This is a genomic window from Nannocystis pusilla, assembly GCF_026626665.1.
GTDB classification, from domain to species: Bacteria; Myxococcota_A; Polyangia; order Nannocystales; family Nannocystaceae; genus Nannocystis; species Nannocystis pusilla.
This window is the reverse complement of sequence record NZ_JAPNKE010000002.1, coordinates 1,647,215-1,670,713: the sequence shown is the minus strand read 5'-3', so window position 1 is coordinate 1,670,713 and position 23,499 is coordinate 1,647,215. Positions and strand designations below refer to the sequence as shown.

Here is a 23,499-nt window from a genome sequence, read left to right as displayed (position 1 = left end):
TACCATCGGCGAGAAACTCGAACGTGACTCATGCGTCGCCCTCCCGCATCTTCGCCGGCAGGAGCGTGTCCATGACCACCACCTCGAGAGACATCAGCGACGAGACCCTGGCCCCGCGCGGGCGCGACAAGATCGACTGGGCCGAGCGGGCCATGCCCGTGCTGGCCGCCGTGCGCGAGCGGTTCGCCCGCGAGCGCCCGCTCGCCGGCGTGCGCGTCGCCGCCTGCCTGCACGTCACCGCCGAGACCGCCGCGCTCGTGCGCACCCTGCAGGCGGGCGGCGCCGACCTGCGCCTGTGCGCCAGCAACCCGCTCAGCACCCAGGACGACGTCGCCGCCTCGCTGGCCGTGCACGACGGCATCGGCGTGTTCGCGCGCGCCGGCGAGGACCGGCCGACCTACTTCGCCCACCTCGCCGCCGCGCTGGCTCACCGGCCGCAGCTCGTCATGGACGACGGCGCCGATCTGGCCACCCTCGTCCACACCAGTCACGCCGCGCTCGGCGACGCGATCGTCGGCGGCACCGAGGAGACCACCAGCGGCGTCACCCGCCTGCGCGCCATGGCCCGCGACGGCGCCCTGCGCTACCCCGTGATCGCCGTCAACGACGCCGTCACCAAGCACATGTTCGACAACCGCTACGGCACCGGCCAGAGCACCATCGACGGCATCCTGCGCGCCACCAACCGCCTGCTCGCCGGCGCGTGCTTCGTCGTCTGCGGCTACGGCTGGTGCGGCCGCGGCCTGGCCGCGCGCGCGGCCGGCATGGGCGCCCGCGTCATCGTCACCGAGGTCGACCCGCTGCGCGCTCTCGAGGCCACCATGGACGGCTACCAGGTGCTGCCGATCGCCCGCGCCGCCGCCGTCGGCGACTTCTTCTGCACCGTCGCCGGCAACCGCGGCGTGATCGGCGGCCCCGAGTTCGCCCTCATGAAGGACGGCGCCGTGGTGGCGAACGCCGGCCACTTCGACGTCGAGCTCGACCTCGCCGCCCTCGCCGCCCTCGCCCCGCAGCGCCGGCGGATCCGCCCCGCCCTCGACGAGTTCGTGCGCCCCGACGGCCGCCGGATCTACCTCCTCGCCGAAGGTCGCCTCGTCAACCTCGCCGCCGCCGAGGGCCACCCCGCCGCGGTCATGGACCTCAGCTTCGCCGACCAGGCGCTCGCCGCCGAGTTCGTGCTCGCCTCCGGTCGCGAGCTCGCCGCCGACGTCCACACCCTGCCGCGCGCCCTCGACGAGGAGGTCGCGCGCCTCAAGCTGCACGCGCTCGGGGTCGAGATCGACGTCCTGAGCCGCGAGCAGCGCGACTACCTCGGCGGCTGGCGAGCCGGCACCTGAGCGCTGCGCGTCACCATCAGCGGCCCCGGGCGATGCTCGTTCGAGCAAACAAGAAAGGCGCGGCCTGTTCGCCGATGATTCGCAGAGCGCCGGGTCACGCCATCAACGCCGGCACCGCCACGTGCAGCACGAGGTCGGCTGCGAAGTGCATCACGATGGCGTGCTCGAGCCCGTGGCGCACGTAGGCCGCGCCGAACAGCGCGGCCAGGACAGCATTCAGCACGAGCGTGCGCGCCACCACCAGGGCGGTCAGCGGCCACACCTGCGCAGCCGCGGGCAGGTGCAGCGCGCCGAACAGCAGCGCGGAGCCGGCGATCCCGACGACGAGCGCCGCTCGCCGCCCGAGCCAGCGCGCCGTCATCCACGCGAGCACCGTCGCCATGCCCAGGCGGGTCATCACCTCCTCGGCGATGCCGCCGTAGAAGCTGGCCCAAAGGCCATCCCAGGGCGACGGCCGCGGCAGGACCCCGGCGAGCGGCGGCGGCATCGACGACGTGAACGCCAGGTCGATCACCACCGCCACCGACCCGGCGCCCAGACCGTACAGCACCATCCACCCGAGCGAGCGCGGCAACGCCGGCCGTTCGCCGCGCAACCGCGCCTCGAGCCATGGACTGCCGACCCCGAGCTGCCGCCCCGCCGCCGTGCCGGCCCAGGCCAGCAGGAACGCCTGCAGCCCGGCCTGGACCACGAACACGGCCGTGATGACAGGCACCGGCATCGACGGCGTCTCCGGCAGCAACGTCAGGACGTAGGGCACGACCGCGACTGCCGCGAGCGCCGACAGAGCGGCCCACACCAGCGCCAAACGCCAGGCAGGCGGCCGATTCGGGTCGACGAATGTTCTCATGTTTGATAACATTGCCGCGCGTGGCGAAGAACGCAAGCAAAAACCGGCCGCCGAAAGGCCCCGCCAGCGCGCGGGAGCGCGCCGACGTGCTGCTCCACCCGCTCCGGCTGCGGATCGTCGAGACGGTGGCGGCCGCGGCCCGGCCGGTGACTGCGGCGGCCCTGCTCGGCGAGCTGCCCGACGTCGCCCCTGCGACCCTCTACCGTCACCTCAACCTGCTGGCGCGCTCGGGCGTGCTGCGGGTGGTCGGCGAGCAGCCCAAACGCGGCGGAGTCGAGCGGAGCTACGCGCTTCACGAGGCGGCCGCCCACCTGGACGAGGCGGCCGCCCGCGCGCTCACGCCCGGCGATCACACCCGCGGCTTCGCGGCCTTCACGGCCCACCTGCTCGACGCGTGGGGCCGGTACATCCAGCACGCCGCGGCGTCGGGCTCCGTCGATCTCGCGGCGGACGGCGCCGGCTTTCGCTCCGCCTTGCTGCACCTCGACGACGTCGAATTCCGCGAGTTGGTCGCGGCGCTCCAGACGACCTTGCGGCCGTTTTCGAACGAGGCCCCGCGCCCGGCCGACGCGCCCGCCTGTGGTCGACGATCGTCTTCCCGTTCGAGCGCTGACGCTTGGTAGGGACACGCAGGCGACTCGGGCGACCGCCCTATGATCATAGCGACCGAGCGCGCGCGGGACTCTTCCCAATCCGGCTCGAGCTCGTACCCGCAGCATCGAGAAGCTCGTCGCCGAGCACCTCGAAGCCTGCGGGCCGCTCATCTCCGACAGGCACGAATCCCCGCGCACCACGCCGTCGAACGCGCGGCCCTCACGGCAAGTTCGCCGCCGCCGGCGTCGGCTTCTTCGTGAACTTCCAGTCGCTCGCGGCGTTGTTGCTGTCCTGCCCGTTGGGCAGCCGCGCCAGCGAGCCCGCGGACGCGGCGTCGTCGATCACGTTGCCCGGCAGCGGCGTCCCCTCGACCAGGCTCACCGTCCCGATCCCCGCGATGTTGACCGCCGTGATCGGCCCGTCGTACGACAGCGCGTCGACCAGCTTCTTCGCGCTCTTGTCGACGAGCGCGATCCCGTCGGGGCTGGTGCCGCCGTTCTGCACGATGCCGCTCGTGATCGTCACCTTGAGCGCCGGCGCCGGCACGACGAAGTTGGCGTGCGCGAGCACCAGGTACTGCCCCGCGGCGAGGGTCCCGGCGAGGTTGATGGTCGCGTAGGTCGAGTTGTTCGCCCCGTTGACGAGCACCACCGCGTGGTTGCTCAGGTCGATCGGCGCGCCCGACGTGTTGAGCAGCTCGATGAACTCCGCGGTGTCGTTGCCCGGCTGGTCGTAGTCGACCTCGTTGATGACGAGGCCGACCGTCCCGCACGGCGCGCAGTCCGGACCGCCGCAATCGACGCCCGTCTCGCCGCCGTTCTTGACCCCGTCGTCGCAGCTCGCCCCCACGCAGATCCCGCCCGTACAGTCGTCGCCCACGCAGTCGCCGTCGACCTCGCAGGCGAGCCCGTCGTCGCAGGGATCGCAGTGCTGGCCGCCGCAGTCGACATCCGTCTCGTCGCCGTTCTTCGCCCCGTCGTTGCACAGCGGGATGGCGCACAGGCCTCCGTCGCACACCCCGCTCTTGCAGTCGTCCGCGACCTCGCAGCCGAGCGCGTCGCCGCACGGCTCGCACTCGGGTCCGCCGCAGTCTACCGCCGTCTCCTCGCCGTTCTCCACGTCGTCGTCGCACGCCGGCGCCGCGCACGAGCCGCCGACGCAGCTCTGCGACGCGCAGTCGACCGCCTCCGCGCAGGCCTGCGACTCGCCGCAGGCCGGGCAGTCGGCCCCGCCGCAGTCGACGTCCGTCTCGCTCCCGTTGTGGACCGCGTCGTCGCAGGTCGCCGCCGGCGGCCCGCAGACCGCGTCCACGCAGCTCATCCCCGCGCAGTCGGTGTCGGCGACGCAGGCCGAGCCGTCGACGCACCCCGGACAGGCCGGGCCGCCGCAATCGACGTCCGTCTCGCTCCCGTTCTGCTCGCCGTCCTCGCACGATTCGGCGGCCCCGCTGCTCGTCCCGGTCGTGGTGCTCGCGTCCGTCGACGTCGACGTCGTCGTGTTCGTCTCCGACTCGTCGGTCGCGCTCCCGGTGGTCGCGTCCGTCGTGGGCTCCGCGGTGGTGGTCGGCTCGCCCGACGTCGTCGACGTGGTGGTCTGCGTCGCCCCGACCGAGGTGATCATCGGCGCCGTCGAGAGACCCTCGGTCGGCTCCTGCGCGTCGTTGTTGCAGGCCGGAAGAGGAGGAAGAGAGCAGCGAGGCGCCGTGTACCCGTCGACATGCGCGCGAGCCTATAGAAGCCGCGCGCCGGCGTCCAAGCGCCCGCGCCGGTCCGCGACGTCGAGACCGCCGCGTGACGCCGCCGTAACTGTCCGGCGCCTCGCGTCGTCGACCCGTCGCAATGTGCATTGCGTGCGCCGTCCCGCGGCGTCCCCCTCGCCGGACCGCGGCGCCTGCAGCCGCGGACCAGCCCGACGTCGTCCGCATTCTCTGCACATTCCGCCGCTCAGATCCACGGCGGGTTGACGCGACAGCCGCCGCAGATCCGGTGCTCGCCGCGGCGGTCGTGCAGGTGTTGCCGGCGCAGCGCCGTGTAGCCCGGCCCGTGGTAGATCTGGCGCAGACTCTGCACATTCGTGTCGCCGAGGATCAGCTGGCGCAACGCCGCGTCCTCGCAGCACGGCGACACGCGGCCGTCGGCGTACACGTACATCTTGTGCCACGGCGCCGGGCACGGCATCTGCGACTGCGAATCGTCCATCACCCGCAGACGCCCGCGCACCGGCCCCGCGCGGTCGGTCTTCTTGAGCTCGCCGAGCCAGTCGGTGCGGTCGGCGATGCTCACGCGATCGACCCGCGGACGCCAGTAGCGCACGAACTCCGGCACCTCGTGGACGTTCTCGGCCAGGGTCACGCACGACACCGTCACCTTCGGCACCGCGCCCTCGTGGGCCCGGCGCAGCGCGAGGAACCGCTCGATGTTGGCGTACACCCGGTCGCGCGACAGCGGCGGCATCACGGCCTCGTAGACCGACTTCGACAGGCCGTTGACGCTGAAGTTGACCTCCGTCCAGCCGCCGAGCTCGAGCATCGCCGCCGCCAGCTCGGGCGTCAGCATGCTCGCGTTCGAGAAGAAGTTGTACGTCATCCCGGCCATGCGCACGTACTGCAGCCGCTCGAGCCAGCGCTTGTCGACCATCGGCTCGCCGTAGATGCTGAGGCACACCGAGTCGACGCCCCACGCCGACGCCTCGTCGACCAGGCGGCGGAACAGGTCCATCGCCATCACGCCCACCATCTTGCGCTCGCTGTGGACGCACATCGAGCAGCGGGCGTTGCACGTCAGCACCGTCTCCAGCCACAGCTGCGGCCGCGCGCCGGCCTGCACCGCCGCCTCCGCCTGCGTCGCGCGCGTGCGGACGAACCGGCGGAACACCTGCGTCTGCTGCAGCCGCGGCGAGCGATAGACCCGCTTGGCCAGCGCCACCGCGGCGGGCGAGCGCGCCACCAGCCCCCGCGCCCGCGACAACAGCGTCCCCGGACTCGCCTCGTCGGTCATGACCTCGCCTCCTCGCTCCGGCCGCGAATACGGCCACATGTCTCATGAGACATCTGTGAAATCCTCCGCGACGCGCGCCGAGGTCCTCGCAGCGGACCGGCGCTCGCGTCTCCGATCGTTGCAGTGGCCGGGCCTCGCTACGTCCGTCTGCGCCGCCGCACGGCACCACCTGCCCGGCCACCGAACGGCGCCGCGTGGCCAGTTCGCGCGCCGTCCGTCTCGGCCGGGTCCGACCGCAAACGCTCGCATGGCCGCACCGCGGGCCGTCCGTCATCGCAGCGATGACGGACGCCGCACAGCCTCACCGGCAGGCCTCCAGCGCACGCCCTCACCGGCGGCCGCCGCACCCGCCGCCCGAGCGGCGAGGTCAGGCCTCGCTTCGCCTCACAGAGCCGGGCAATCCCGCGACACGTTCGGCGACGGCGCGCAGACCGCCTCGAACGTCACGCCGCTCGGCGGCGCCGTGTTGCGAATGAACTGGAACTCGAGGTTGAAGCCCTCGGCGACGCACTCCGCGGACATGTCGTCGCCGGAGCTCGGCGTCTGTCCGCCCTGATCGATCAGCTCCGCGAAGCACACCGTCGAGCCGGCGGGGACCGTCCAGACGTCGCCGAACGCCTCGCACTTCACCACCTCGACGCGGGTCTGGGCCGCGGCGTCGACCTCGAACACCTGGCAGTTCGGATCGAGCACGCTCGACGACGGATCGAGGTCGGCGACGCACAGCGGCATGCAGCCCGGCCGGATCTGGTCGGCGATCCGCGTGGCGATGGCCGCCAGCGCCGCGCTGTAGTCGCTGTCGCAGATCGAGAAGATGTCGCGGTTCTCGTCGACCGCGAACGCCTCGGCGACCTCGCGCTCGCGCACCGGCGGGACGGCGCCGAGGGACTCCGCGTCGATGCAGCCGTGGCCGATGCCGAAGTCGAGCTGGACCTGCGGGTCGGCGGCGTCCTCGTACACGAGCTCGCTATCGTGGGTCTCGTAGCCCGGCGGGACGCCGGCGATCATCATCATCCGCACCTCGGCGAACGAGTCGAACACCCGCTTCTGATCCTCGATCGCCTGCAGGAAATCGATGTAGTGCGACACCGGCTGCAGCACCGCGGCGTCGTCGCTCACGCCCGGGTTGCCCTGGATGTCGTGATTCTCGGCCGAGCAGCCGGCGTACAGCGGCCCCGGCCCCTCGCAGCGCACGCCCGCGTTCCAGCACACCGCGCTGGTCGGCGCCGGCGCGTCGGGGTCCTCCCAAAACACCTTGTTGTCGGTGAAGATCTCCTCGAAGCCGGGCGCCGGCGAGCAGTCGGTCTCGTCGCTGAAGAGCACCACCGACAGGCTCGCTTGCGGGCGCATGAAGCCGAAGTTGCTCGCCGAGCCGACGTCGCTCGTGCGCGCCAGCGCCGTGAACATCGACTCGAGGTGCGACTCGAAGCCGCAGCCCGTCACCCCCTGCGGCATGAAGCACTGCAGCGCCTGCGCCGGCGACACCCCGTCCGGCAGGTTGCTGATCTCGCTCTCACCCTGGACCTCGACCCACTTGCGCGGCGCGAGCTCGCCGTTCGACGCGTGCGTGGCCGTGGGCTTGATCGGCAGGTCGGCGTCGCCCAGCGCACACGCGGCGGTGCACGCCGCCGACACGTCGTCGAGGATCCCCGGCACCTCGAACTCGCCCGCGGCCACGCGCTCGAGGCAGCTCGTCAGCACCAGCTCGCCGCGCTCCGGCCCGGTGGCGTTTGCGCTGCAGCGCGGGTTGCCGCTGTCGGTGGTGGTGATGCCGATGCGGTAGTCGAGCCCGCCGAGCCCGCCGACGAACGCGGGCATCGCCGCCGCCAGCTTCGCCTGCCGGGTCGCCATCGACAGCGAGTTGTCGACCACGAACAGGATGTCGGCCTCGACGCTCGAGCCGATCGGCACCGTCGGCGCCGGCTCCGGCCCGCCCGACGTCCCTTCGGTGTCCGACGACGGATCTGTCGTCGTCGGCGGGTCCGTCGTCGGCGCCGTCGCCGTGCCGTCGGTCATCGGACCACCGGTCGCCGGGCCGTCCGTCGTCGTGCCGCTGTCGGTCTCGTCGCCGGGGTCCCGCTCGGTGCAGCCCGAGGCCACGACGAGCGCTGTCATAAAGCCGATACTACGCGCCAGGAAAAACCAAGGATAAGCCTGCATCCCTCCGTTATAGCGCACGTCCCCGGCCATCACCGGCCGGCGCCGCCGAGCGATCACACGACGCGGATGTCCGACACCCGCACGACACGTGGGGGACGCCCGCGACAGGTGCGTCGCAGTCGGGGCGGTCTCGCCCGGAACGAGTGACATGGCGGAACGGACATGTCCCTTACGCCACGTCGCCACGGACCGCCGTGACGCCGTTCAGCGCGAGCGGGCGAGGCGGAACCCCAGGTCGTCGACGCGAAACGTCGGGTGGCTGCGGCGGCGACACGACGCCCGCAGGCCGCGCGGCGTGTCGTTCCAGCCGCCGCCGCGGAACACCCGGTACGGCCCGTAGACCTTCGGATCGTAGACGTCCCAGCACCACTCCCAGGCGTTGCCGATCGTGTCGTAAAAACCCCAGGCGTTGGGCTCGCGGGTCGCCACGTCGTGCGGTGCGCCGCCCGAGTTGCCCCGGTGCCACGCGATCGCGTCGAGGTCGCCATAGCGCTCGCCGGTCGTCCCGGCCCGGCACGCGTGCTCCCACTCCGCCTCCGACGGCAGGCGGTAGCCGTCGGCCTCCCAGTCGCACGTCACGTCGCGCGCCTCGGGATCCTCGCCGAACGCGTAGCACGGCCGCAGCCCCGCCTGCAGCGACAGCGCGTTGCAGAACCGGATCACCTCGTTCCACGACACCTCGGTCACCGGCGTCCGCGGCCCCGCCGTCGACGGCGGCGCGACCCCGTGGACCGCCGCGTACAGCTCGCGCGTCACCGGCACCGCCGCCAGGCGGAACGGCGCCACCGCGACCTGCCAGTCGGTCCTGGTGCCCTCGTCGCGGAGCACCACGGTCGCCGCCGGCAGCGCGATCATGCGGGCCTCGAGTTCGTGGAGCAGCGTCTCGTCGGAGGTCGTCACGGCGATGCCTCCCTACCGACCCCACGGCTGGGTGTCAATGCGCCCTCGCGTCACGCACTCCGCCGCATCCCGCGCTCGCGGCCTCGCGCGAACCTCTCACCCCACCGGCTCGGTCACCGGTCCGCCCGCGTCGCCGCAGTGCCACTGGAAGTTGTCGACCAGCACGAAGCTGTCCCAGTTGACGTCGTCGAGGTCGAAGATCGCCAGCACCAGCTCGATGGTCTCGCCCGGCACCACGTCCGCGGTGGTCGTCAGCCACTTCGTGCCCGCGCTGTAGCGCATGCACGTGCCGGCGAACTCGGGCAGGTCGCCGCCGTCGTCGTACAGCTCGAGGAACGCCGCGTTGAGCGACAGCGCCTTGCCCTGCTGGTCGAACGAGATGTTGCCGGTCCAGTTCGTCGACTCGAGCCAGCCGATGAACATGTCGTTATACGGCTGGTCCTGCCAGATCGGGTACTCCTTGGTGAAGAACGCCAGGTCGAAGCTGAACGACTCCGCCCCCGCCGGCACCACCGCCGTGAAGCGCAGCTCTTGATAGTCGTACTTGAAGCCGCTCTGGTCGAACTGGTTCTTGATCGTCTTCGAGCAGTCGCCGGTGCCGACCTGCGACGGGTCGACCAGGCAGTCGCCCTGCACCGGCTGCTTCGTGATCGGCGGCGGGAACTTGGTCGTGTCCATCCCGTCGCCGGGCGTAAACCACGAGTTGCAGTGATACGCCACGTCGTCCTCGTCGGCCGGCGCGTCGTGCATCTCCCCCAGGTCGCCGGTGCTGAGCACCAGGAAGCTGCTGCCCTCGCGCGGCGTGAACGTGTCGGCCTGGCCCCACTGCGAGATGACCCGCAGCCCCGCCGGGTCGCCGTCGAAGCCGCCCGTGACCGTCAGCTCGCCCGGGCAGTTGAGGCCGATCGCCTGCAGCGGATCGCCGCCCTCCGCGTCGCAGGCCGCGTGCTGCTCCGCCGCGCACTCGCTCGGCCCGCCGAAGTCCGGCATGCCGACGTCGAGCGCCGGCCCGCCCGTCACGCTGCTCGTCGACGTCGGCGCCGCGGTGCTGTCCTCCCCGCTCGACGTGCTCGCCTCGCCGCTCGTCGGTTCACCGCTCGTCGGCGCCGCGGTCGTCGACGTGGGTGCGAGCGACGTCGCCCCCGTGACCCCCGTCGCGCTCGTGCCCGAGCCGCCCCCCTCGTCGCCGCACGCCGACGCCAGCACCGAGACCGTCACCAGACCAGGCCAAACCAAAGATCGCAGCATGCCGCAAACTATCACGCCGCCGCCAGCCGCCGCGCCTTTGCGCCCGCGCGACGGAGATGCCTCAAGTCACTGGTCCTCCGCTCGGGGCCCACGGCGACAGGGCCTGCTCGCCGCTCGCCGCGGTATCATGGCTCGGCGTGCCTGCCCCTTCTCGCCTGCGTCGGCGGCTCCTCCTCGGCCTCGCCCTCGTGCTCCTCGCGGCCGTCGTGTTCGCGGCCGGCTGGATCCTCCCGACCGCGACCGGCTACGTGGCCAAGAACGCCTGCTCCGCCGTGTTCGTCGCCGGCCGCGATCCGGACCGCATCGGCGAGGACCTCGCCCCCATGGGGTACGTGTCCTTCGCCGTCGATCGCGAGCAGCGGCGCGTCCACGCCAGCGTGCTCGGCCTCGCCGGGCGCACCGCCGTGTACCGTGACGGCCTCGGCTGCGCCCTCGCCATCGGCGTCGCGCCCGAGGCCCTGCAGGCGCAAACCCTCGCCGTCCAGCACGCCCCCGCCGGCGACGTCCCGTGGCCGGCCGGCGAGGGCGAGCGCCTCGCTGCCGATCCGCCCGCCCTCGACCGCCCCGCCCTCGACGCCGCCGTGGCCGCCGCCTTCAGCGAGCCGAACCCCGACTCCCTGCGACTCACCCGCGCCGTCGTCGTCGTCCACGGCGGTGCCATCGTCGCCGAGCGCTACGCCGACGGCTTCGATCGCGGCACGCGTCACCTCGGCTGGTCGATGTCGAAGAGCGTCACCAATGCCCTGATCGGCATCCTCGTCGGCCGCGGCCGCCTGACCCGCGACGCGCCCGCGCCCGTCCCCGCGTGGTCGGGCGACCCGCGCCGCGCGATCACCCTCGACCAGCTGCTGCGCATGAGCAGCGGCCTGCAGTTCGAGGAGCGCTACGGCCCGCTCGCCGACGCCACCCACATGCTGTTCGAGGTCGAGGACGCCGTCGCCGTCGCCCTCGCGCGCCCGCTCGCGCACGACCCCGACACCGTGTTCGCCTACTCCAGCGGCACCAGCAACATCCTCAGCTGGATCGTCCGCAACCAGTTCCCCGCGCTGGCCGACTACCACCGCTTCCCGCACGAGGCCCTGTTCGCGCCGATCGGCATGCGCTCGGCCGTGTTCGAGACCGACGCCAGCGGCACCTTCCTCGGCTCGTCGTTCGTCTACGCGACCGCGCGCGACTGGGCCCGCTTCGGCCTGCTCTACCTGCGGGACGGCGTGTGGGACGGCGCCCGGATCCTCCCCGAGGGCTGGGTCGAGTACAGCCGCACGCCCACCCGCACCGGCCCCGGCGACTACGCCGCTCACTTCTGGGCCAACGCCCCCGACCCCGCCGACCTGAGCAAGCGCCGCCTGCCCCACGTGCCCCCCGACGCCTACCAGGCCTCCGGCTTCCAGGGCCAGGCCGTCCTCGTCGTGCCCTCGCGCGACGCCGTGATCGTCCGCCTCGGCATGACCCACGAGCGCGCCGCCTGGGACCTCGACGACTTCGCCGCCGCCGTGCTCGCCGCCCTGCCGCCCGCCTGAGCGCCTGGCGCCTGCCCCTTTCGCCATGCTCTCGAGAGCATGTCTACAAGGACATGCCCGAATGAGCATGTCCTTGGCGCCATTCTCTTACGAACATGTCTCTTGGAGCATCGATCGCGTCGCCGGGCCGTCCCGCCGCGCGGGCCTCGGGCTCGGACCGCACGCTGGCGGCCGCAGCAGGAGCCCTGACGCAAGCAGCGCGCAGGAGCCCGCGAGCACGTCCGCCGTCCCCTGAGCGAACGTCGGCCCCCACGCGAGTCCCTCCGGTCGCCCGCGCCTCACGGCAGGTTGCGCTCCTGCTCGAGCTGCCAGCGGCCGTCGCGGCACCACAGCGCCTCGCTGTACCCGCCCGGCTCGCCCCACGACAGCACGCAATAGCCGTCCCCCGCGCGGCACGGAGCGCCTTTCTTCGGCATCGGCTCGCAGCGGCCGTCGTCCGCGCGCCGATGCGGCGGCGGCACCTCATCCTTCGCGGCATCCGCCGGTCTCGTCGCGCCCGCGGGTTCCTCCGGCTTCTCGGCCCCGGCCTCCCCGGCGCTCCCCTCTGCGGCAACGACCGCGCTCTCCGGCTTCTCTCGCGCTGCCGCTGCCCCCGTCGGATCGCTCGCCGTCCCCGGCGACGCGCTCGGCGGCTCGCCGCGCACGCAGCCGCACAGCAACGCGCCCGCGATCACGCTCGCCCGCCTCACAGGTCCTCCAGGGCCGCGCTCGTGCACTCCGGCGGCGCGGTCACCGGGTTGCAGCGGGCCGGGTTGCCGTCGGGGAAGTCCAAAAGTAGGTCTTGCCGTCGGCCGGCGCCGGGAAGTCGTCCTTGAGCATGTGGATCCCGGCCGCCTTGGCCGCCTCCGCCTTCGCCTCGCAGTCGGCGTCGGCCTCGCCCGCGCCGCACACGTTGGTGGCGATCAGCATCCTCCCCGCGTGGGCCTGCGCGATCGCCTCGTCCTCGTCGATCCCGAGCTTCGCTATCGCCGCCCACGGCGCCGAGAACTGGCCCGGCGCCGCCCGGGCGAACATCGCCCGCCCGGCCAGCGACGTGTACCCGGCCGTGTAATCGTCCGCGTGCCCCTCCTCGACGTTGAGCAGCACCATCAGGATCTGCCCGCGCAGCTGCGCCAGCGTCGGCCAGCCGTCGGCCTCGAGGGCCGCGCGCACGCTCGGGTGGCCGGCCTGCAGGTCGTCCGGCGTGAACAGCTGCTCGGGCGGCAGCACCTCGCGAATCGTGTCGTCGAGCGCGTCGAGGTCGGACGCCCCGATCGGCAGCCCGCCGGTCGAGTCCTTGATCTCGATCCAAATCACGATCGGCAGGTGCTGCGGGTGCGCCAGCGACCAGTCGCGCACCAGGCCCAGGCACTCGGGCACGTCGGTGCAGGTCGCCGACGAGTCGATCACGGTGATGTGATAGACCTCGAACTCGCTGACGCCCTTGTGGACGTCGAGCTCGAACGCCCGCACGCCCTGCTCGCCGAGCTGCACGTCGAGCGGCGCGTGGCTGTACTCGTGGCTCGCGTCGAACGGCAGCAGCGGCTCGACGTGATAGCTGTTGTGCGTCCCCTTGACCTGCACGTGCTGCAGCGTCAGCACCTCGTCGACGGGCCCACCGGTCGTGTCGGTCTCGCCGTCGGTCGTGTCACCGGTGGTCGTCGTCGACGTCGTCGACGTCGTCGACGTCTCCGCCTCGGTGGTCGAGCTCGAAGCCTCCGACGTCGACGAGGTCGAGCCGGTGGTCGTCGTCTCCCCGCCGGACCCTGAGCCGGACGTCGGCACCGCGGTGGTCGTCGGCGCCTCGCCCGTCGTGGTCGTGCTCGTGCTCGTGCCCGTGCCCGTGCTCGTGCTCGTCGAGGCGCCGGTCTCGCTCGCCGCCCCGCCGGGGTCCGGATCGCCGCACGCCGTCATCGCCAGCGCCCCCCACCACACCCCGCGTATCAGCCCGTTCGCGCGCATGCGAGCATCCTCGCACGCGCACCGCGTCGCTGTCACGTCCCCGCCGCGCGTGCCATCCTCGGGCGCCGGCCGCATGACCCCGCAGCCTTTCCCCGCCGTCCGCGAATTCGTCCGCGACCGCGACCCGGCCTACTTCGGTCGCTATCGCCTGTGGTTCCAGCAGGTCGCGCCCTGGTGCGACGACTACCGCGCCCTGATCCCCGTGCGCCCCGGGGCCGCCGCCGAGCTCGACGCCGCCATCGAGGCCCTGCCCGCGCAGCACTGGCCGCTGCAGCGCATCAACCGTGACGATCACGCGTGGGGCTGGTCCCTCGATCGCGGCGAGCCCGGCCAGGACCTGCTCTCGCTCGAGCAGCTCGCGGACGTCTGCTACATCGACGCCCGCAACCTGCGCTGGGCGCTCGATCGCCTGGCCGTCTTCCTCGAAGACGTGCGCCTGTTCGTGCGCTCGACCGGCGACGCCGACGACCGCTGGCTCGACGAGTACACCCTCGCCGAGGGCTGCGCCGAGGTCCGGCGCTGGCACTGCCCCGAGCCCGGCTGGCCGGGCGTGTTCGCGGTCTACGAGGCCCTCGTGCGCGAGCGCCCGGACGACCGCGAGCTGCGCCGCTTCGTCGCCTTCGCCCACCGCGAGCGAGCCGCCCACGGCGGCAACGCCGGTCAGGCCCGCGAGCACCTCGCCCGCGCCGCCGCGCTCGACGAGCCATGACCCAATCGACATGCTCTTGAAAACATGCCCCTACGGGCATGCTCTTCAAGACATGTCCTCGGGTTCACGCCCGCCGCGCGCGCGAGCGCCAGATCACCGCGTCGACGATGTAGTGGTGGAAGTTGACCGTCTGGTGGCAGACGAGCACGAACGGCAGGACCTCCCAGGACATCCGCCCCGTCGCCTGGCCGAGCGCGAAGTAGAAGCCCGACGACAGCGCCAGGCACACCAGCGCGTAGCGCAGCGCCTGCTCGGGCTGGCACAGGCGCGACAGGAACGGCCGCCGCGGATCGATCCCGCCGCGGAACCGGCGGGCGTTCATCGCCCACACGAACAGCAGGTACTGCGCGTTGTGCCAGATGTTGATGAACAGCCAGCCGAGCGTGATCTCGCGGACCACCAGGTAGCTGACCGCCGTGATCACCACGTGCGAAAGCACGAACAGCGCGTGTCCCGTGCTGCGCGGGCGCCCCGCGGCCAGCGCTCGCAGGTGCCGCATGGTCCACAGCCCCAGCGCCGCGAGGGCCAGCGCCCCGGCCACCACCACCAGCGACTTCGGCACCGAAGGCAGCCAGATCGGCCCGCCGTAGAACTCCGCCGGCTGCTGGTGCGCGCGGTGCAGCAGGCCCCACAGCGGCCAGGCGAACACCACCACGTCGCTGAGGCGATCGCCGGCCGGATCGATGCCCGCGCTGCGGTGGTAGGCGCGGGCGATCCCGTAGCTCTGCCGGGTGTAGTGCCACGACTGCCAGAAGAAGTAGATCGTGTTGAGCGCCAGCACCCCGCCGAGCGCCACCGCCCCGGCCGTGGCCGCGAACACCAGCGGCGGCAGCCCGAACAGCAGGAACGCGTGGGCCCGCGCGCCCTCGCGGTCGAACGCGATCCGCGTGAACGTCGACAGCGCGTGCGGGTAGGCCAGCAGCCAGAAATCGACCGCGATGACCGCGGCGAACAGCGCCGGCGAGGCGCACCCGGCCGCGCCGAGCACCAGCGCCAGCGCCAGCACGCCGACGATCAGCGACAGATCGAAGCGCGGCCCGCGGAGCCAGTCGATGGGCCCCGCGACAGCCGGCGCGGACTCGACGACCGCCACGTCCTCACCCCTCGCGGACCACGCCTAGGTCGGCGGCGGCGGCAGGGCCGCGGCCGCGGCTCGGGCTGCGGATCGGGGACCTTCGGCTGCGGCTCCGGCTCCGGCTGCGGCTGCGGCTCCGGCTGCGGCGGCAGTTTCACGTCGGGCGGCGGCGGCGCGTACGGCTGATTGCCCGGCGTCTGCGGCGGCGTCGGCTGCTTCGGCGCCGCCTCCTTGTCGCCGGTCTTGGGTGCCGGCGCCGCGCCGGTACAACCGGCCGCCGCCACCGCGCCGAGCGACAGCCACGCGGCCGTCAACGTGACCACGAGCGGCGCGCGACGGGTCGGAGGAGCAGAGGAGCGCGGGCGGGGCGGCTTCGACATGCACCCACGCTACCACGCCGCCGCGCCGGGCCACACCCGACGCGCACGCGAGTGGAGGCGAGCGGAGAGCGATCACGCGAACCACTCCGGCCCGCGCGCGCGAGCCGAGCGTCGCCCGGGACCGCCCGCACGCACCCCTATCCCCTGCCTCGCGCGCGCAGGCGCTCGGCTCGCCGCCGGCTGTTCATGTCCCTGAGAACATGTGCCATGCGACATGCTCTTTCCGCCATGCCCGAAAGAACATGCACTTCACCACATGCCCTTTCGGGCATGTTCCCGCGATCAACCTCCGCCGCTCAGGTCACCGGCGGCGGGTGCAGGTCTACAGGCTCCGGCGGCGGGTCCGTCACCTTCACCGGCTCCGGCTCCGGCTTCGGCGCCGGCTCGCCGTCGGGGTCCTGCGCCGGCTTCGGCTCGGCCGCCTGGATCGGCTTGCTGGTGCCGGTCTGGGCGCAGCTCTCGAGGCCGAGGAGCGCGGCGCCGCCGAGGAGGACCATCACGGCGGCCGCGGCGACACCCCGCGAGGCCAGCCGCTGCATCGAGTCGGGCGTGGGCATGTTCCTCAGGCTAACACGCCCGCCGCCCGCGGGGGCGCGCGCCGGGCGACCCGCAGCGCCGCGCGATCCCGGGCGCAAAGCCCGATCTGCGGGGGGCCTCCTGCCCGGGCCCGGGCCCGCGTATAGTGTCCCGCCTCGATGCTCCTGTCCGAGCTCAACTCGCGCGTCACGGCCCAGGTCCGCATGCTCGCGGCCGGACTCGCGCTCGACCCGGCGACCCTCGCCGTGCGCCACCTGCCGGAGCGAGGCGACCCCGCGCGGGCCTCCTTCTCGATCGCCGACGCCGGCGCCCGCTACGACCTCGAGCTCGCCGGCGACCTCGCCGGCCAGGCGGCCCTGCGCCGCTGGCACGACCTCGGTCCTGCCCTGGCCGCCCGCTACCACGCGCCGCGGATCCTCGGCTGGCTCGAGATCGTCGACACTCCGTTCGCCGGCCTCCTGCTCGAGCACGTCGACGGCGTCGTCGTGCGCGACCTGTCCGAAGCGCCAGATCTGGCTCGCGCCCTCACCACCCTCGTCGGCCGCCTGCACGCCGACCGCGACCTCGCCGCGCGCCTGCCCGGGCCGTCGCACACCTGCTGCGACGCCTACCTCGCCGGGCACTTCGCCCGCTGCACCGCCGTCTTGCGGTCCGCTCGCGCCGCGCTCCCGCCGTTCGTCGAGCCCGCCACCCTCGCCTGGCTCGCCGGCGAGGTCGACCGCGTCACCGCCCTCGTGCGCTCCTCGCCGTCGTTCGCCGTGCCCGCCGACCTCCCGGTCCACGGCGCCTTGCTGCGGGCCGGCAACCTGCGGGTCACCGCCGCGGGCGCCTGGTACGTGCTCGGCTGGGACGCGCTGCGCCTCGGCGACCCCGCGCTCGACCTCGCCGCCTTGCCGCCCGTCACTTCCACCATCGATCCGAGCGCCGACACCATGCAGGCCACCCGATCGATCCGCGAGCCGTGGCTGTCCCAGCGGATCGCCCTCCTGCGCCGCGCTCGCGCCCTCGCCGGCGCCATCGAGCCGCTGTCCGACTGGCTCGCCGCCGCCGGCTGGGCCGACCAGCGCGAGCGCGCCCAGGCCCGGGGCCAGCGCGCGCACGAGTCGGCGCTGGCGTCGTACCGCCAGGACCACGCGTGAGCCGGCCGCGCCCCGCCCCGCCGCCCGCCAGCGACCTGCCCGCGATCGACAGCCTGCGCTGCTTCGTCGCCGCCGCCGAGCACCTGAACTTCAGGACAGCCGCGCGCGCCCTCGCCCTGACCCCTGCCGCCGTCGGCCAGCGGATCCGCCTGCTCGAGGAGCAGCTCGGCGCGACCCTGTTCGTCCGCACCACCCGCTCCGTGCGGCTCACCGACGCCGGCCTGTCGCTGCTGCCGCGCGCGCGCCTGCCTGGGCGAGGCGGCCGCCTGCGTCCGCGTCGTCCGCGGCGAGGACGACCCGCCGCCGATCGAGCTCACCCTCGGCACCCGCTTCGAGCTCGGCATGTCGTGGATCGTGCCCGCCCTGCCGCGCCTGCGCGCCGCCCTCCCGCGGCTCACCATGCACCTGTTCTTCGGGTCGGGTCAGGAGATCGTCGACCGCCTGCGCAGCGGCCTCGTCGACTGCGCCGTCACCTCGGCGCGCGTCGACGACAGCCGCCTGCTCGCCGAGCGCCTGCACGAGGAGCGCTACGCCTTCGTCGCCGCGCCCGAGCTGCTCGACCGGCTCCCGCTCGCGCGCCCCGAGGACGTCCCGCGCCACGTCCTGCTCGACATCGACGCCCGCCTCCCCCTCTTCAACTACTTCAGCGGCGCCCCCGCGGCCCCGGCCCTGCCCCGCTTCGGCGGCCACCGCTGGCTCGGCCTCGGCGCCGCCGTCAAGGTCCAGGTGCTCGCCGGCGAGGGCGTCGCGGTCCTGCCCCTCTACATGATCGAGGCCGAGCTGCAAGCCGGTCGCCTGCGCCGCGTCTTCCCCGGCGTCGCCCTCCTGCTCGACTACTTCCGCCTCCTCTACCGCGACCACGACCCGCGCCAGGCCGCCTACCGCGCCCTCGCAGCCGAGCTCGCCCGCGCCCCGATCGCCTGAGGCCGGGCCGTGGAGGCCGCCGCGAATGTCCCCGAGGACATGCCCGAAAGCGCATGTCCTGAAGGACCCTGCGCCTCCGCTCGCCCGCGCGGCTGGAGGTCGCGAATGCCACCAACGACGCGCGCTGCGCCGTCAGCGGCCTCGTCGCTGCACATGTCTCTCGGAGCATGCCCGAACGAGCATGCCCCGAGTCCCTGACGACGCCCGCGCGAGCGGCCCCCCGCACGTCATCGCCCTGGCCCACATCCCGGCCGCCAGCGGGCGTGGCCGGCCGCGCCGCTGCGCATGACCAGAAGGACATGTTCACGAGAACATGTTCCGAGCCCATGCCACATCGTTCCGGCCCCACGATCCGGTCGCCTGCGTCGCCCGCTGGCCGTCAGCCGCCTCGCCGCTACACATGACTCTTGGGACATGCTCGAACACCCATGCCCCCAGTCCGCGTCACGACGCCCGCGCGAGCGGTCGCCCGCCCCTCATCGCTCCGGCCCACGTCCCGGTCGCCTGCGCCGCGCGCCAGGCCGACAGTGCCGGCAGCCCCGACGCTTGCAGCCCGGGCACGATCACCTCCTGGACCGTGGCGAAGAACAGCCGGCGCGCCGCGTGCCCGTCGCACACCCCGATCGCCTCGGCCGCGGCCGACGGGCTCGCCCGCGCCGGCAAGTGCGACAGCTCGTGCGTCGCCAGCTCGTCGAGCGCGATCACCAGATAATCGCCGAGCCGCTCGCGCAGCGTCGGTGACAGCGACGGCGCCAGCTCCTCGAGCAGCCGCCAGCCGAACCGCGCGTGCCCGACCTCGTCGGCCAGGATCTCCGCCAGCAGCCGCTGCAGCGCCGGCGGCCCCGCCGAGCGGCGCTCCGCGTCGATCAGCGCCACCGCCACGGTCTCGCTCAAACACGACACGCTGATCACGTTGCGCAGCACCGCCTCGAGCGGGTCCGCGTCCTCGTGCTCGGGCACCGCCGGCAGCGACGGCAGCGCGACCACCGGCTCGCCCCCGAGCACCTCGACCACCGCCGCGCAGCGATCGGCGTGGCGCCACTCCTCCGCCACCATCGCCGCCACTCGCGCCTGCCGATCGCCGCGGATCCCCGCGCGCCCAGCTGCTGCGCCAGCGCCGAGAACACGCGCGCCGACACGTGCTCGTTCAGCATGCGCCCGCGCCACGTCAGGATCGCCGCCGTCCGCTCGACCTCGTCGAGCCGCGCGAGCGTGCGCGCGTCGAGGCGCAGCTCGGCGCGATCGGCCGCCCCGCGCAGATCGAGGCTGCTCATACCCACCTCCCGCGGGCCGCGCGAGCCCGCTGCAGCCGCTCGTGCAGCGCGGCCGGCGGCGCCGGCGGTCCCCACGGCGTGCATTGCGGCGACGGCTCCCACATCTGCCGCTCGCAGCAGACCCAGTCGATCTCGCCCGTGCGCGTGTCCATGCAATCGTCGAGCCCTCCCGAGCTGCTGCCCGTGTCCGTGCCCGGCTCGCCGTCCGTCGTCTCGCCCGTCTCGGTGTCGCCCGCGGTCGTCGACGACGTCGTGCTCGCGAACGTCGTCGCGTCGGTCAGCAGCGTGCCCTCGCCGGTGGTCGACGTGCTCGCCTCGCCCGTGCTCGTCGTGCCCGTGCTCGCCTCACCCGTCGTCAGCGCCTCGCCCGTCCCGGTCGCCCCGTCGGTCTCGCCCGCGCTGCTGCTCGTCGTCGCCAGCGTCGTCGCCTCCGCCGCGGTCGATCCGGTCGACCCGTCGCTCGAGCCCGCCGTCTCGCCCTCGTTCGGCCCCGGCCCGCACGCGCCCACCAGCGTCAACATCAGCCCGAACCGCAGCCGCGGCCGCCCCACCAGCCCCGCAGCGGCCGCCAGGGCGCGCTCGTGATGAGATGTCTTAAGAGCCATATCAAAGAACCCTCCCAGCTCGACGATGCCGCAGTCGCCGGGCATGCGGAAGCGATCTTGCGTTGGCTGCGCTGTCAACGGCCGGTTTACAATCGCAACGCGCCGACCGCCGTGGCGAACGCGAGCGGCGAGCCTCGGCGACATCGAGTGGATGCACGCCTGCGCCATCGAAGCGGGCGTCACGCTCGCCACGCCATGCCCCGCGTCAGTCCCCGTCAATCGGTCGACAGGCTGACCTGCACGATCATCAGGCGGGTCCCGGCGGCCACGAACAGCGCCACGCCGTGGTCGCCCCAATCGTCGGCCAGGTCCTCGCGCGCCAGCACTGCGGCGTGGGCATCAGTGACATCACCGACCCGCTCGCGCACGCACACCGCCCACGGCTCGCGCAACACCGGCAGCATCCACTCGGGCACGTCGTCCTGGCGCACGTACGGGCGATGGCGGCGGAAGAACAGCCAGCAGTCGAGGAACTCGTCGAGCGCCTCGGACGGCGCGGTCCACCTCAGCCCGAGCGGGCCGTCCGGCAGGTGCGGATAGATCGCGCGCAGCATCTCCCGGACCCGGACGTCGTCGCCCGCGATGGTCCCGCGGGCCGGCCGCGCGTCCTCGGCGAAGCGAAAGAAGTACCCGCCGTGAAGCCAGCGGCTCTGCAGGGCCGAGCTGAAGCTGGCGAACAGCGCCCGTCGCAACGCGCGTCCCGTCAGACCTGCCGGAGGGCTCGACCAGTACAGCCACAGCTCCTCGATCCCGGGCAGGTCCGGCTCGGCGTGGTCGTCGTCGCTGGACGTCTCGACGCGCAGCATCGCAGCCTGTCCCTTCTACCACGCTCACCGCGACAGCAGCGGGCAGCAGCGCGCGACGGCAGCGGCCGATCGCCTCGCAGGTCTCGCGCACGCGGCCGGTCGTGGGCTTCGGACCTCATGCGCTCGCCTTCGGCGGCAGCGAGCTCGACGGGTCGTCCGCACGCTCGCGTCGCGGCGAGCGACATGCGACTCGCATCGCGCATTTCGTCCTGGTCGGATCCCCGAGACGCGTCGCTGCGACACCTCGCGCGACGCGCGACGCGATCGACGTCTCGCAACTCCCCATCGCCCGCGTCAGCGCCGTATCCTGGGCGCCCTGAAAGTAATCCCATGCACATTCATCGCACTCTGATCCTCTCCGTCGCCCTCGCGGCCGCCTGCGGCGACGATTCGGTCGTCGTGACCGACAGCGACGGCCAGACCTCCTCGACCGGCGCGACGACGACCGGCACCACCACCGGTGACGACACGCCGACCGAGCCCGGCACCACCACCTCCACGACCGGAGTGACCGGCACCACCTCGACCGTGACCACCGACCCGACCACCGGGCAGGTTTCGGCGACCACCGACGACACGACGACCACCACCACCACTGGCGAGACGACGTCGACGACCAGCGAGACCACCACCACCACGACGACCGAGAGCACCACCACCGATACCTCGACCACCACCGGCGACACCACCACCACCGGTGACACCACCACCACGAGCACCACCACCGACACCACCACCACCACCGGCACGAGCACCACCACCGGCGAGACCTCGACCACCGGCGACACCGGCGAGCCTGTCGAGGAGGGCCTCGGCTACGCCGGCATGTCCGGCAACAACTCGCTCGTGATCTTCGACCCCCAGACCAAGCAGGTCGTCGGCGCTCCGGTCAGCCTGCTGCCGCACGCCAGCTACCCCTACGACGCGGTGATCAAGCCCGACGGCTCGGAGGTGGGTCGTCGGCGCCGTGGGCGACGGCGTCAAAGTCCTCGACACCACGACCGGCCTGATCGCGCAGGAGATCAGCCTGACCGGCGTGGGCGAGTACGCGGTCGACGTCCTGTTCAACGGCGACGGCTCGCGCGCCTACGTCAGCGCGCGCGACAGCGCGGCCGTGGTCCAGATCGACACCGCCAGCTACTCGGTGCTCGAGGCCTTCGCCGTCCCTGCCGGCATGGAGGGCGGCAAGACGGCGCTCGATCCGTGCACCGGCGCCGTGCACCTCGTCGACTGGTACGAGAGCAACCTGATCCGCTTCGACCCGGTCACCGAGGCCATGACCAGCAAGCCGCTCGGCGACTCGCTGTGGGACCTGCGCGTCGACCCCTCCGGCTCCACCCTCTACGTCACCGACCGCGGCCTCGACGTCGTCCACGTCCTCGACGTCGCCACCCTCGAGGTGCAGGCCACCGTCTCGGTCGGCGACGACCCGTGGGGCATCGACATCACCTCGGACGGCGCCCTCGTGGTGGTCGCCTGCGAGGACGACCGCACCGTCCACTTCATCGACACCGCCGCGCTGACGACTACCAGCCTGGTCCTGCCCGCCGGCGCCAAGCCGCGCGACGTCGACATCAGCGCCGACGACGCCCGCGCCTACGTGCCGTCCGGCGACCTCCCCGGCAACGACGGCGTCTTCGAGATCGACCTCGCCACCCAGTCGCTGACGGGGCTCATCGACTTCGGGATCAGCGCCAACACCAACGTGGTCGCCGTCAAGCCGCAGCCCGTCGCCTGCGAGCCCTGACCGCGGCCGTGGCCGCTGCTCGGTGTTCCTGTCTCATGGGACAGATCGCCGAGCAGCGGGCCGGCATTCGCCCCTCCGAGCCGCCGCGTCCGGCCTCCAGGAGCCCGGCGACGACTGTGATGATTGGCGTCACGAGGGACGGCGAAGCTAGCGGCGCGTGGAGGGTCGTCGCCTGCTCGTAGAGCTCGCAGAGGGTCCGGACGTCCGGCGGCTCGAACCGCGGCTCGGCCGGCGCCTCGATCGCCGGCAGCGCGGCCCCTCGAAGGAGGTCACCGGCTTCGTGCAGCCCGACGGCCCGCCTGCATTGCGCTGGGTTATCCGCGGGCTCGCACGGCGAGCGGGCACCGCAAGTGGGCGTACAATGAGCTCGCATACGCGCCCAGCGAGCTGCGCGAGGTCCGCTCTGCGACGGCCCTGCGCGTTCGTGACCGCGTGGGGTTGGGGCTTCACACGGCGGAACACGACTCCGATCCCTCCGTGCATTGTTCTCGGATTGCGGGGACCTCGTGACGGTGTGACCGTGTCATCGTGAAACGCGAGGCATGAACCTCGCTGTCCATGGCGCCGACGTGTGGCGCCAGGAATTCCACTGTCACGAGATCTCGAGGAGGGCCCCATGAGCAGTCGATCCCGCAGTGCGTCCGTACCCGGGTATACCCGCGTCGCTTCCCCCGTGGACCTTCTCCGCGCCCTCAAGCGATCTCGCCATGCGGCAGAGCCCCGCGCAGGCAGTCCGGGCGCCACCGGGGCGGCGCGG

At 73.0% G+C, this 23,499-nt stretch carries 21 protein-coding genes and 1 pseudogene; 8 read left to right on the top strand and 14 right to left on the bottom strand.

Annotated features, from left to right (window positions below):
• Positions 1-71: 71 nt before the first annotated feature.
• The gene (ahcY, locus tag OV079_RS07445; RefSeq protein ID WP_267767081.1) at positions 72-1,337 is read left to right on the top strand and encodes an adenosylhomocysteinase; all 1,266 of its coding nucleotides are present in this window, start codon (positions 72-74) and stop codon (positions 1,335-1,337) included.
• Between the two features lie 94 nt (positions 1,338-1,431).
• Here the strand turns inward: ahcY and OV079_RS07440 are convergent, their stop codons facing one another.
• Positions 1,432-2,187 carry a CPBP family intramembrane glutamic endopeptidase gene (locus OV079_RS07440; RefSeq protein ID WP_267767080.1) on the bottom strand — a complete coding sequence of 252 codons (756 nt, stop codon included), beginning with the start codon at positions 2,185-2,187 and terminating at the stop codon, positions 1,432-1,434.
• Positions 2,188-2,207: 20 nt separating this feature from the next.
• On the opposite strand from OV079_RS07440, the gene OV079_RS07435 reads away from it, so the two are divergent.
• The gene (locus OV079_RS07435) at positions 2,208-2,810 is read left to right on the top strand and encodes a helix-turn-helix domain-containing protein (RefSeq protein ID WP_267767079.1); all 603 of its coding nucleotides are present in this window, start codon (positions 2,208-2,210) and stop codon (positions 2,808-2,810) included.
• A gap of 190 nt (positions 2,811-3,000) precedes the next feature.
• Here the strand turns inward: OV079_RS07435 and OV079_RS07430 are convergent, their stop codons facing one another.
• From OV079_RS07430 to OV079_RS07410, 5 genes are all read right to left on the bottom strand, one after another.
• Positions 3,001-4,401 carry a lamin tail domain-containing protein gene (locus OV079_RS07430; RefSeq protein ID WP_267767077.1) on the bottom strand — a complete coding sequence of 467 codons (1,401 nt, stop codon included), beginning with the start codon at positions 4,399-4,401 and terminating at the stop codon, positions 3,001-3,003.
• A 323-nt stretch (positions 4,402-4,724) separates the two neighbouring features.
• Positions 4,725-5,777 (bottom strand): radical SAM/SPASM domain-containing protein, encoded by a 1,053-nt coding sequence (locus OV079_RS07425; protein ID WP_267767076.1) that lies wholly within the window; start codon positions 5,775-5,777, stop codon positions 4,725-4,727.
• A 384-nt stretch (positions 5,778-6,161) separates the two neighbouring features.
• Positions 6,162-7,892, bottom strand: coding sequence for a VWA domain-containing protein (locus OV079_RS07420; protein WP_267767075.1), 1,731 nt, complete (start codon positions 7,890-7,892; stop codon positions 6,162-6,164).
• A 249-nt stretch (positions 7,893-8,141) separates the two neighbouring features.
• The gene (locus OV079_RS07415) at positions 8,142-8,792 is read right to left on the bottom strand and encodes a formylglycine-generating enzyme family protein (protein ID WP_276603220.1); all 651 of its coding nucleotides are present in this window, start codon (positions 8,790-8,792) and stop codon (positions 8,142-8,144) included.
• Positions 8,793-8,933: 141 nt separating this feature from the next.
• Positions 8,934-10,085 (bottom strand): choice-of-anchor L domain-containing protein, encoded by a 1,152-nt coding sequence (locus OV079_RS07410; protein ID WP_267767073.1) that lies wholly within the window; start codon positions 10,083-10,085, stop codon positions 8,934-8,936.
• A 137-nt stretch (positions 10,086-10,222) separates the two neighbouring features.
• Between OV079_RS07410 and OV079_RS07405 the strand changes: the two genes are divergently transcribed.
• A complete protein-coding gene (locus tag OV079_RS07405) occupies positions 10,223-11,605 on the top strand; it encodes a serine hydrolase domain-containing protein (RefSeq protein ID WP_267767072.1) in 1,383 nt (460 codons plus the stop codon).
• A 278-nt stretch (positions 11,606-11,883) separates the two neighbouring features.
• Here OV079_RS07405 and OV079_RS07400 read toward each other — a convergent pair whose 3' ends face one another.
• Positions 11,884-12,021: a hypothetical protein gene (locus OV079_RS07400; protein ID WP_267767071.1), complete on the bottom strand. Its 138-nt coding sequence runs from the start codon at positions 12,019-12,021 to the stop codon at positions 11,884-11,886.
• Between the two features lie 313 nt (positions 12,022-12,334).
• The gene (locus OV079_RS07395; RefSeq protein ID WP_267767070.1) at positions 12,335-13,546 is read right to left on the bottom strand and encodes a Ca2+-dependent phosphoinositide-specific phospholipase C; all 1,212 of its coding nucleotides are present in this window, start codon (positions 13,544-13,546) and stop codon (positions 12,335-12,337) included.
• Positions 13,547-13,619: 73 nt separating this feature from the next.
• On the opposite strand from OV079_RS07395, the gene OV079_RS07390 reads away from it, so the two are divergent.
• Positions 13,620-14,255, top strand: coding sequence for a hypothetical protein (locus OV079_RS07390; protein WP_267767069.1), 636 nt, complete (start codon positions 13,620-13,622; stop codon positions 14,253-14,255).
• A 64-nt stretch (positions 14,256-14,319) separates the two neighbouring features.
• On the opposite strand, the gene OV079_RS07385 is transcribed toward OV079_RS07390, so the two are convergent.
• Both OV079_RS07385 and OV079_RS07380 read right to left on the bottom strand, forming a co-directional pair.
• Positions 14,320-15,348: a hypothetical protein gene (locus tag OV079_RS07385; RefSeq protein ID WP_267767068.1), complete on the bottom strand. Its 1,029-nt coding sequence runs from the start codon at positions 15,346-15,348 to the stop codon at positions 14,320-14,322.
• 658 nt (positions 15,349-16,006) lie between these two features.
• On the bottom strand, positions 16,007-16,267 hold the full coding sequence (locus OV079_RS07380) for a hypothetical protein (protein WP_267767067.1): 261 nt from the start codon (positions 16,265-16,267) through the stop codon (positions 16,007-16,009).
• A gap of 138 nt (positions 16,268-16,405) precedes the next feature.
• On the opposite strand from OV079_RS07380, the gene OV079_RS07375 reads away from it, so the two are divergent.
• The 3 genes and pseudogenes from OV079_RS07375 (at position 16,406) to OV079_RS07365 (ending at position 18,310) form a co-directional block, all read left to right on the top strand.
• The gene (locus OV079_RS07375) at positions 16,406-17,386 is read left to right on the top strand and encodes a protein kinase family protein (RefSeq protein WP_267767066.1); all 981 of its coding nucleotides are present in this window, start codon (positions 16,406-16,408) and stop codon (positions 17,384-17,386) included.
• Positions 17,383-17,547, top strand: a pseudogene (locus OV079_RS57385) (helix-turn-helix domain-containing protein); the annotation flags it as partial. The gene OV079_RS07375 and the pseudogene OV079_RS57385, both read left to right, overlap by 4 nt.
• Positions 17,548-17,728: 181 nt before the next feature.
• Positions 17,729-18,310, top strand: coding sequence for a LysR substrate-binding domain-containing protein (locus OV079_RS07365; protein ID WP_267767065.1), 582 nt, complete (start codon positions 17,729-17,731; stop codon positions 18,308-18,310).
• Positions 18,311-18,754: 444 nt separating this feature from the next.
• Here OV079_RS07365 and OV079_RS07360 read toward each other — a convergent pair whose 3' ends face one another.
• The 4 genes from OV079_RS07360 to OV079_RS07345 all read right to left on the bottom strand — a co-directional run bounded on the left by OV079_RS07360 (position 18,755) and on the right by OV079_RS07345 (position 21,783).
• A complete protein-coding gene (locus OV079_RS07360; protein ID WP_267767063.1) occupies positions 18,755-19,366 on the bottom strand; it encodes a ferritin-like domain-containing protein in 612 nt (203 codons plus the stop codon).
• A gap of 214 nt (positions 19,367-19,580) precedes the next feature.
• A complete protein-coding gene (locus tag OV079_RS07355; protein WP_267767062.1) occupies positions 19,581-20,267 on the bottom strand; it encodes a hypothetical protein in 687 nt (228 codons plus the stop codon).
• Positions 20,268-20,404: 137 nt separating this feature from the next.
• A complete protein-coding gene (locus tag OV079_RS07350) occupies positions 20,405-20,995 on the bottom strand; it encodes a hypothetical protein (protein WP_267767060.1) in 591 nt (196 codons plus the stop codon).
• 338 nt (positions 20,996-21,333) lie between these two features.
• A complete protein-coding gene (locus OV079_RS07345; protein WP_267767059.1) occupies positions 21,334-21,783 on the bottom strand; it encodes a hypothetical protein in 450 nt (149 codons plus the stop codon).
• 179 nt (positions 21,784-21,962) lie between these two features.
• Between OV079_RS07345 and OV079_RS55625 the strand changes: the two genes are divergently transcribed.
• Positions 21,963-22,742: a YncE family protein gene (locus OV079_RS55625; protein WP_267767058.1), complete on the top strand. Its 780-nt coding sequence runs from the start codon at positions 21,963-21,965 to the stop codon at positions 22,740-22,742.
• Positions 22,743-23,499 lie beyond the last annotated feature (757 nt).

Coding starts and splice junctions, on each gene's coding strand:
- OV079_RS07410 (WP_267767073.1), bottom strand. CDS start 10,085: ATGCTGCGATCTTTGGTTTGGCCTGGTCTGGTGACGGTCTCGGTGCTG.
- OV079_RS07430 (WP_267767077.1), bottom strand. CDS start 4,401: ATGATCACCTCGGTCGGGGCGACGCAGACCACCACGTCGACGACGTCG.
- OV079_RS07420 (WP_267767075.1), bottom strand. CDS start 7,892: ATGACAGCGCTCGTCGTGGCCTCGGGCTGCACCGAGCGGGACCCCGGC.
- OV079_RS07360 (WP_267767063.1), bottom strand. CDS start 19,366: ATGGTGGCGGAGGAGTGGCGCCACGCCGATCGCTGCGCGGCGGTGGTC.
- OV079_RS07395 (WP_267767070.1), bottom strand. CDS start 13,546: ATGCGCGCGAACGGGCTGATACGCGGGGTGTGGTGGGGGGCGCTGGCG.
- OV079_RS07415 (WP_276603220.1), bottom strand. CDS start 8,792: ATGATCGCGCTGCCGGCGGCGACCGTGGTGCTCCGCGACGAGGGCACC.
- ahcY (WP_267767081.1), top strand. CDS start 72: ATGACCACCACCTCGAGAGACATCAGCGACGAGACCCTGGCCCCGCGC.
- OV079_RS07390 (WP_267767069.1), top strand. CDS start 13,620: ATGACCCCGCAGCCTTTCCCCGCCGTCCGCGAATTCGTCCGCGACCGC.
- OV079_RS07440 (WP_267767080.1), bottom strand. CDS start 2,187: ATGAGAACATTCGTCGACCCGAATCGGCCGCCTGCCTGGCGTTTGGCG.
- OV079_RS07425 (WP_267767076.1), bottom strand. CDS start 5,777: ATGACCGACGAGGCGAGTCCGGGGACGCTGTTGTCGCGGGCGCGGGGG.
- OV079_RS07375 (WP_267767066.1), top strand. CDS start 16,406: ATGCTCCTGTCCGAGCTCAACTCGCGCGTCACGGCCCAGGTCCGCATG.
- OV079_RS07365 (WP_267767065.1), top strand. CDS start 17,729: ATGTCGTGGATCGTGCCCGCCCTGCCGCGCCTGCGCGCCGCCCTCCCG.
- OV079_RS07380 (WP_267767067.1), bottom strand. CDS start 16,267: ATGCCCACGCCCGACTCGATGCAGCGGCTGGCCTCGCGGGGTGTCGCC.
- OV079_RS07350 (WP_267767060.1), bottom strand. CDS start 20,995: ATGCTGCGCGTCGAGACGTCCAGCGACGACGACCACGCCGAGCCGGAC.
- OV079_RS07400 (WP_267767071.1), bottom strand. CDS start 12,021: ATGCCGAAGAAAGGCGCTCCGTGCCGCGCGGGGGACGGCTATTGCGTG.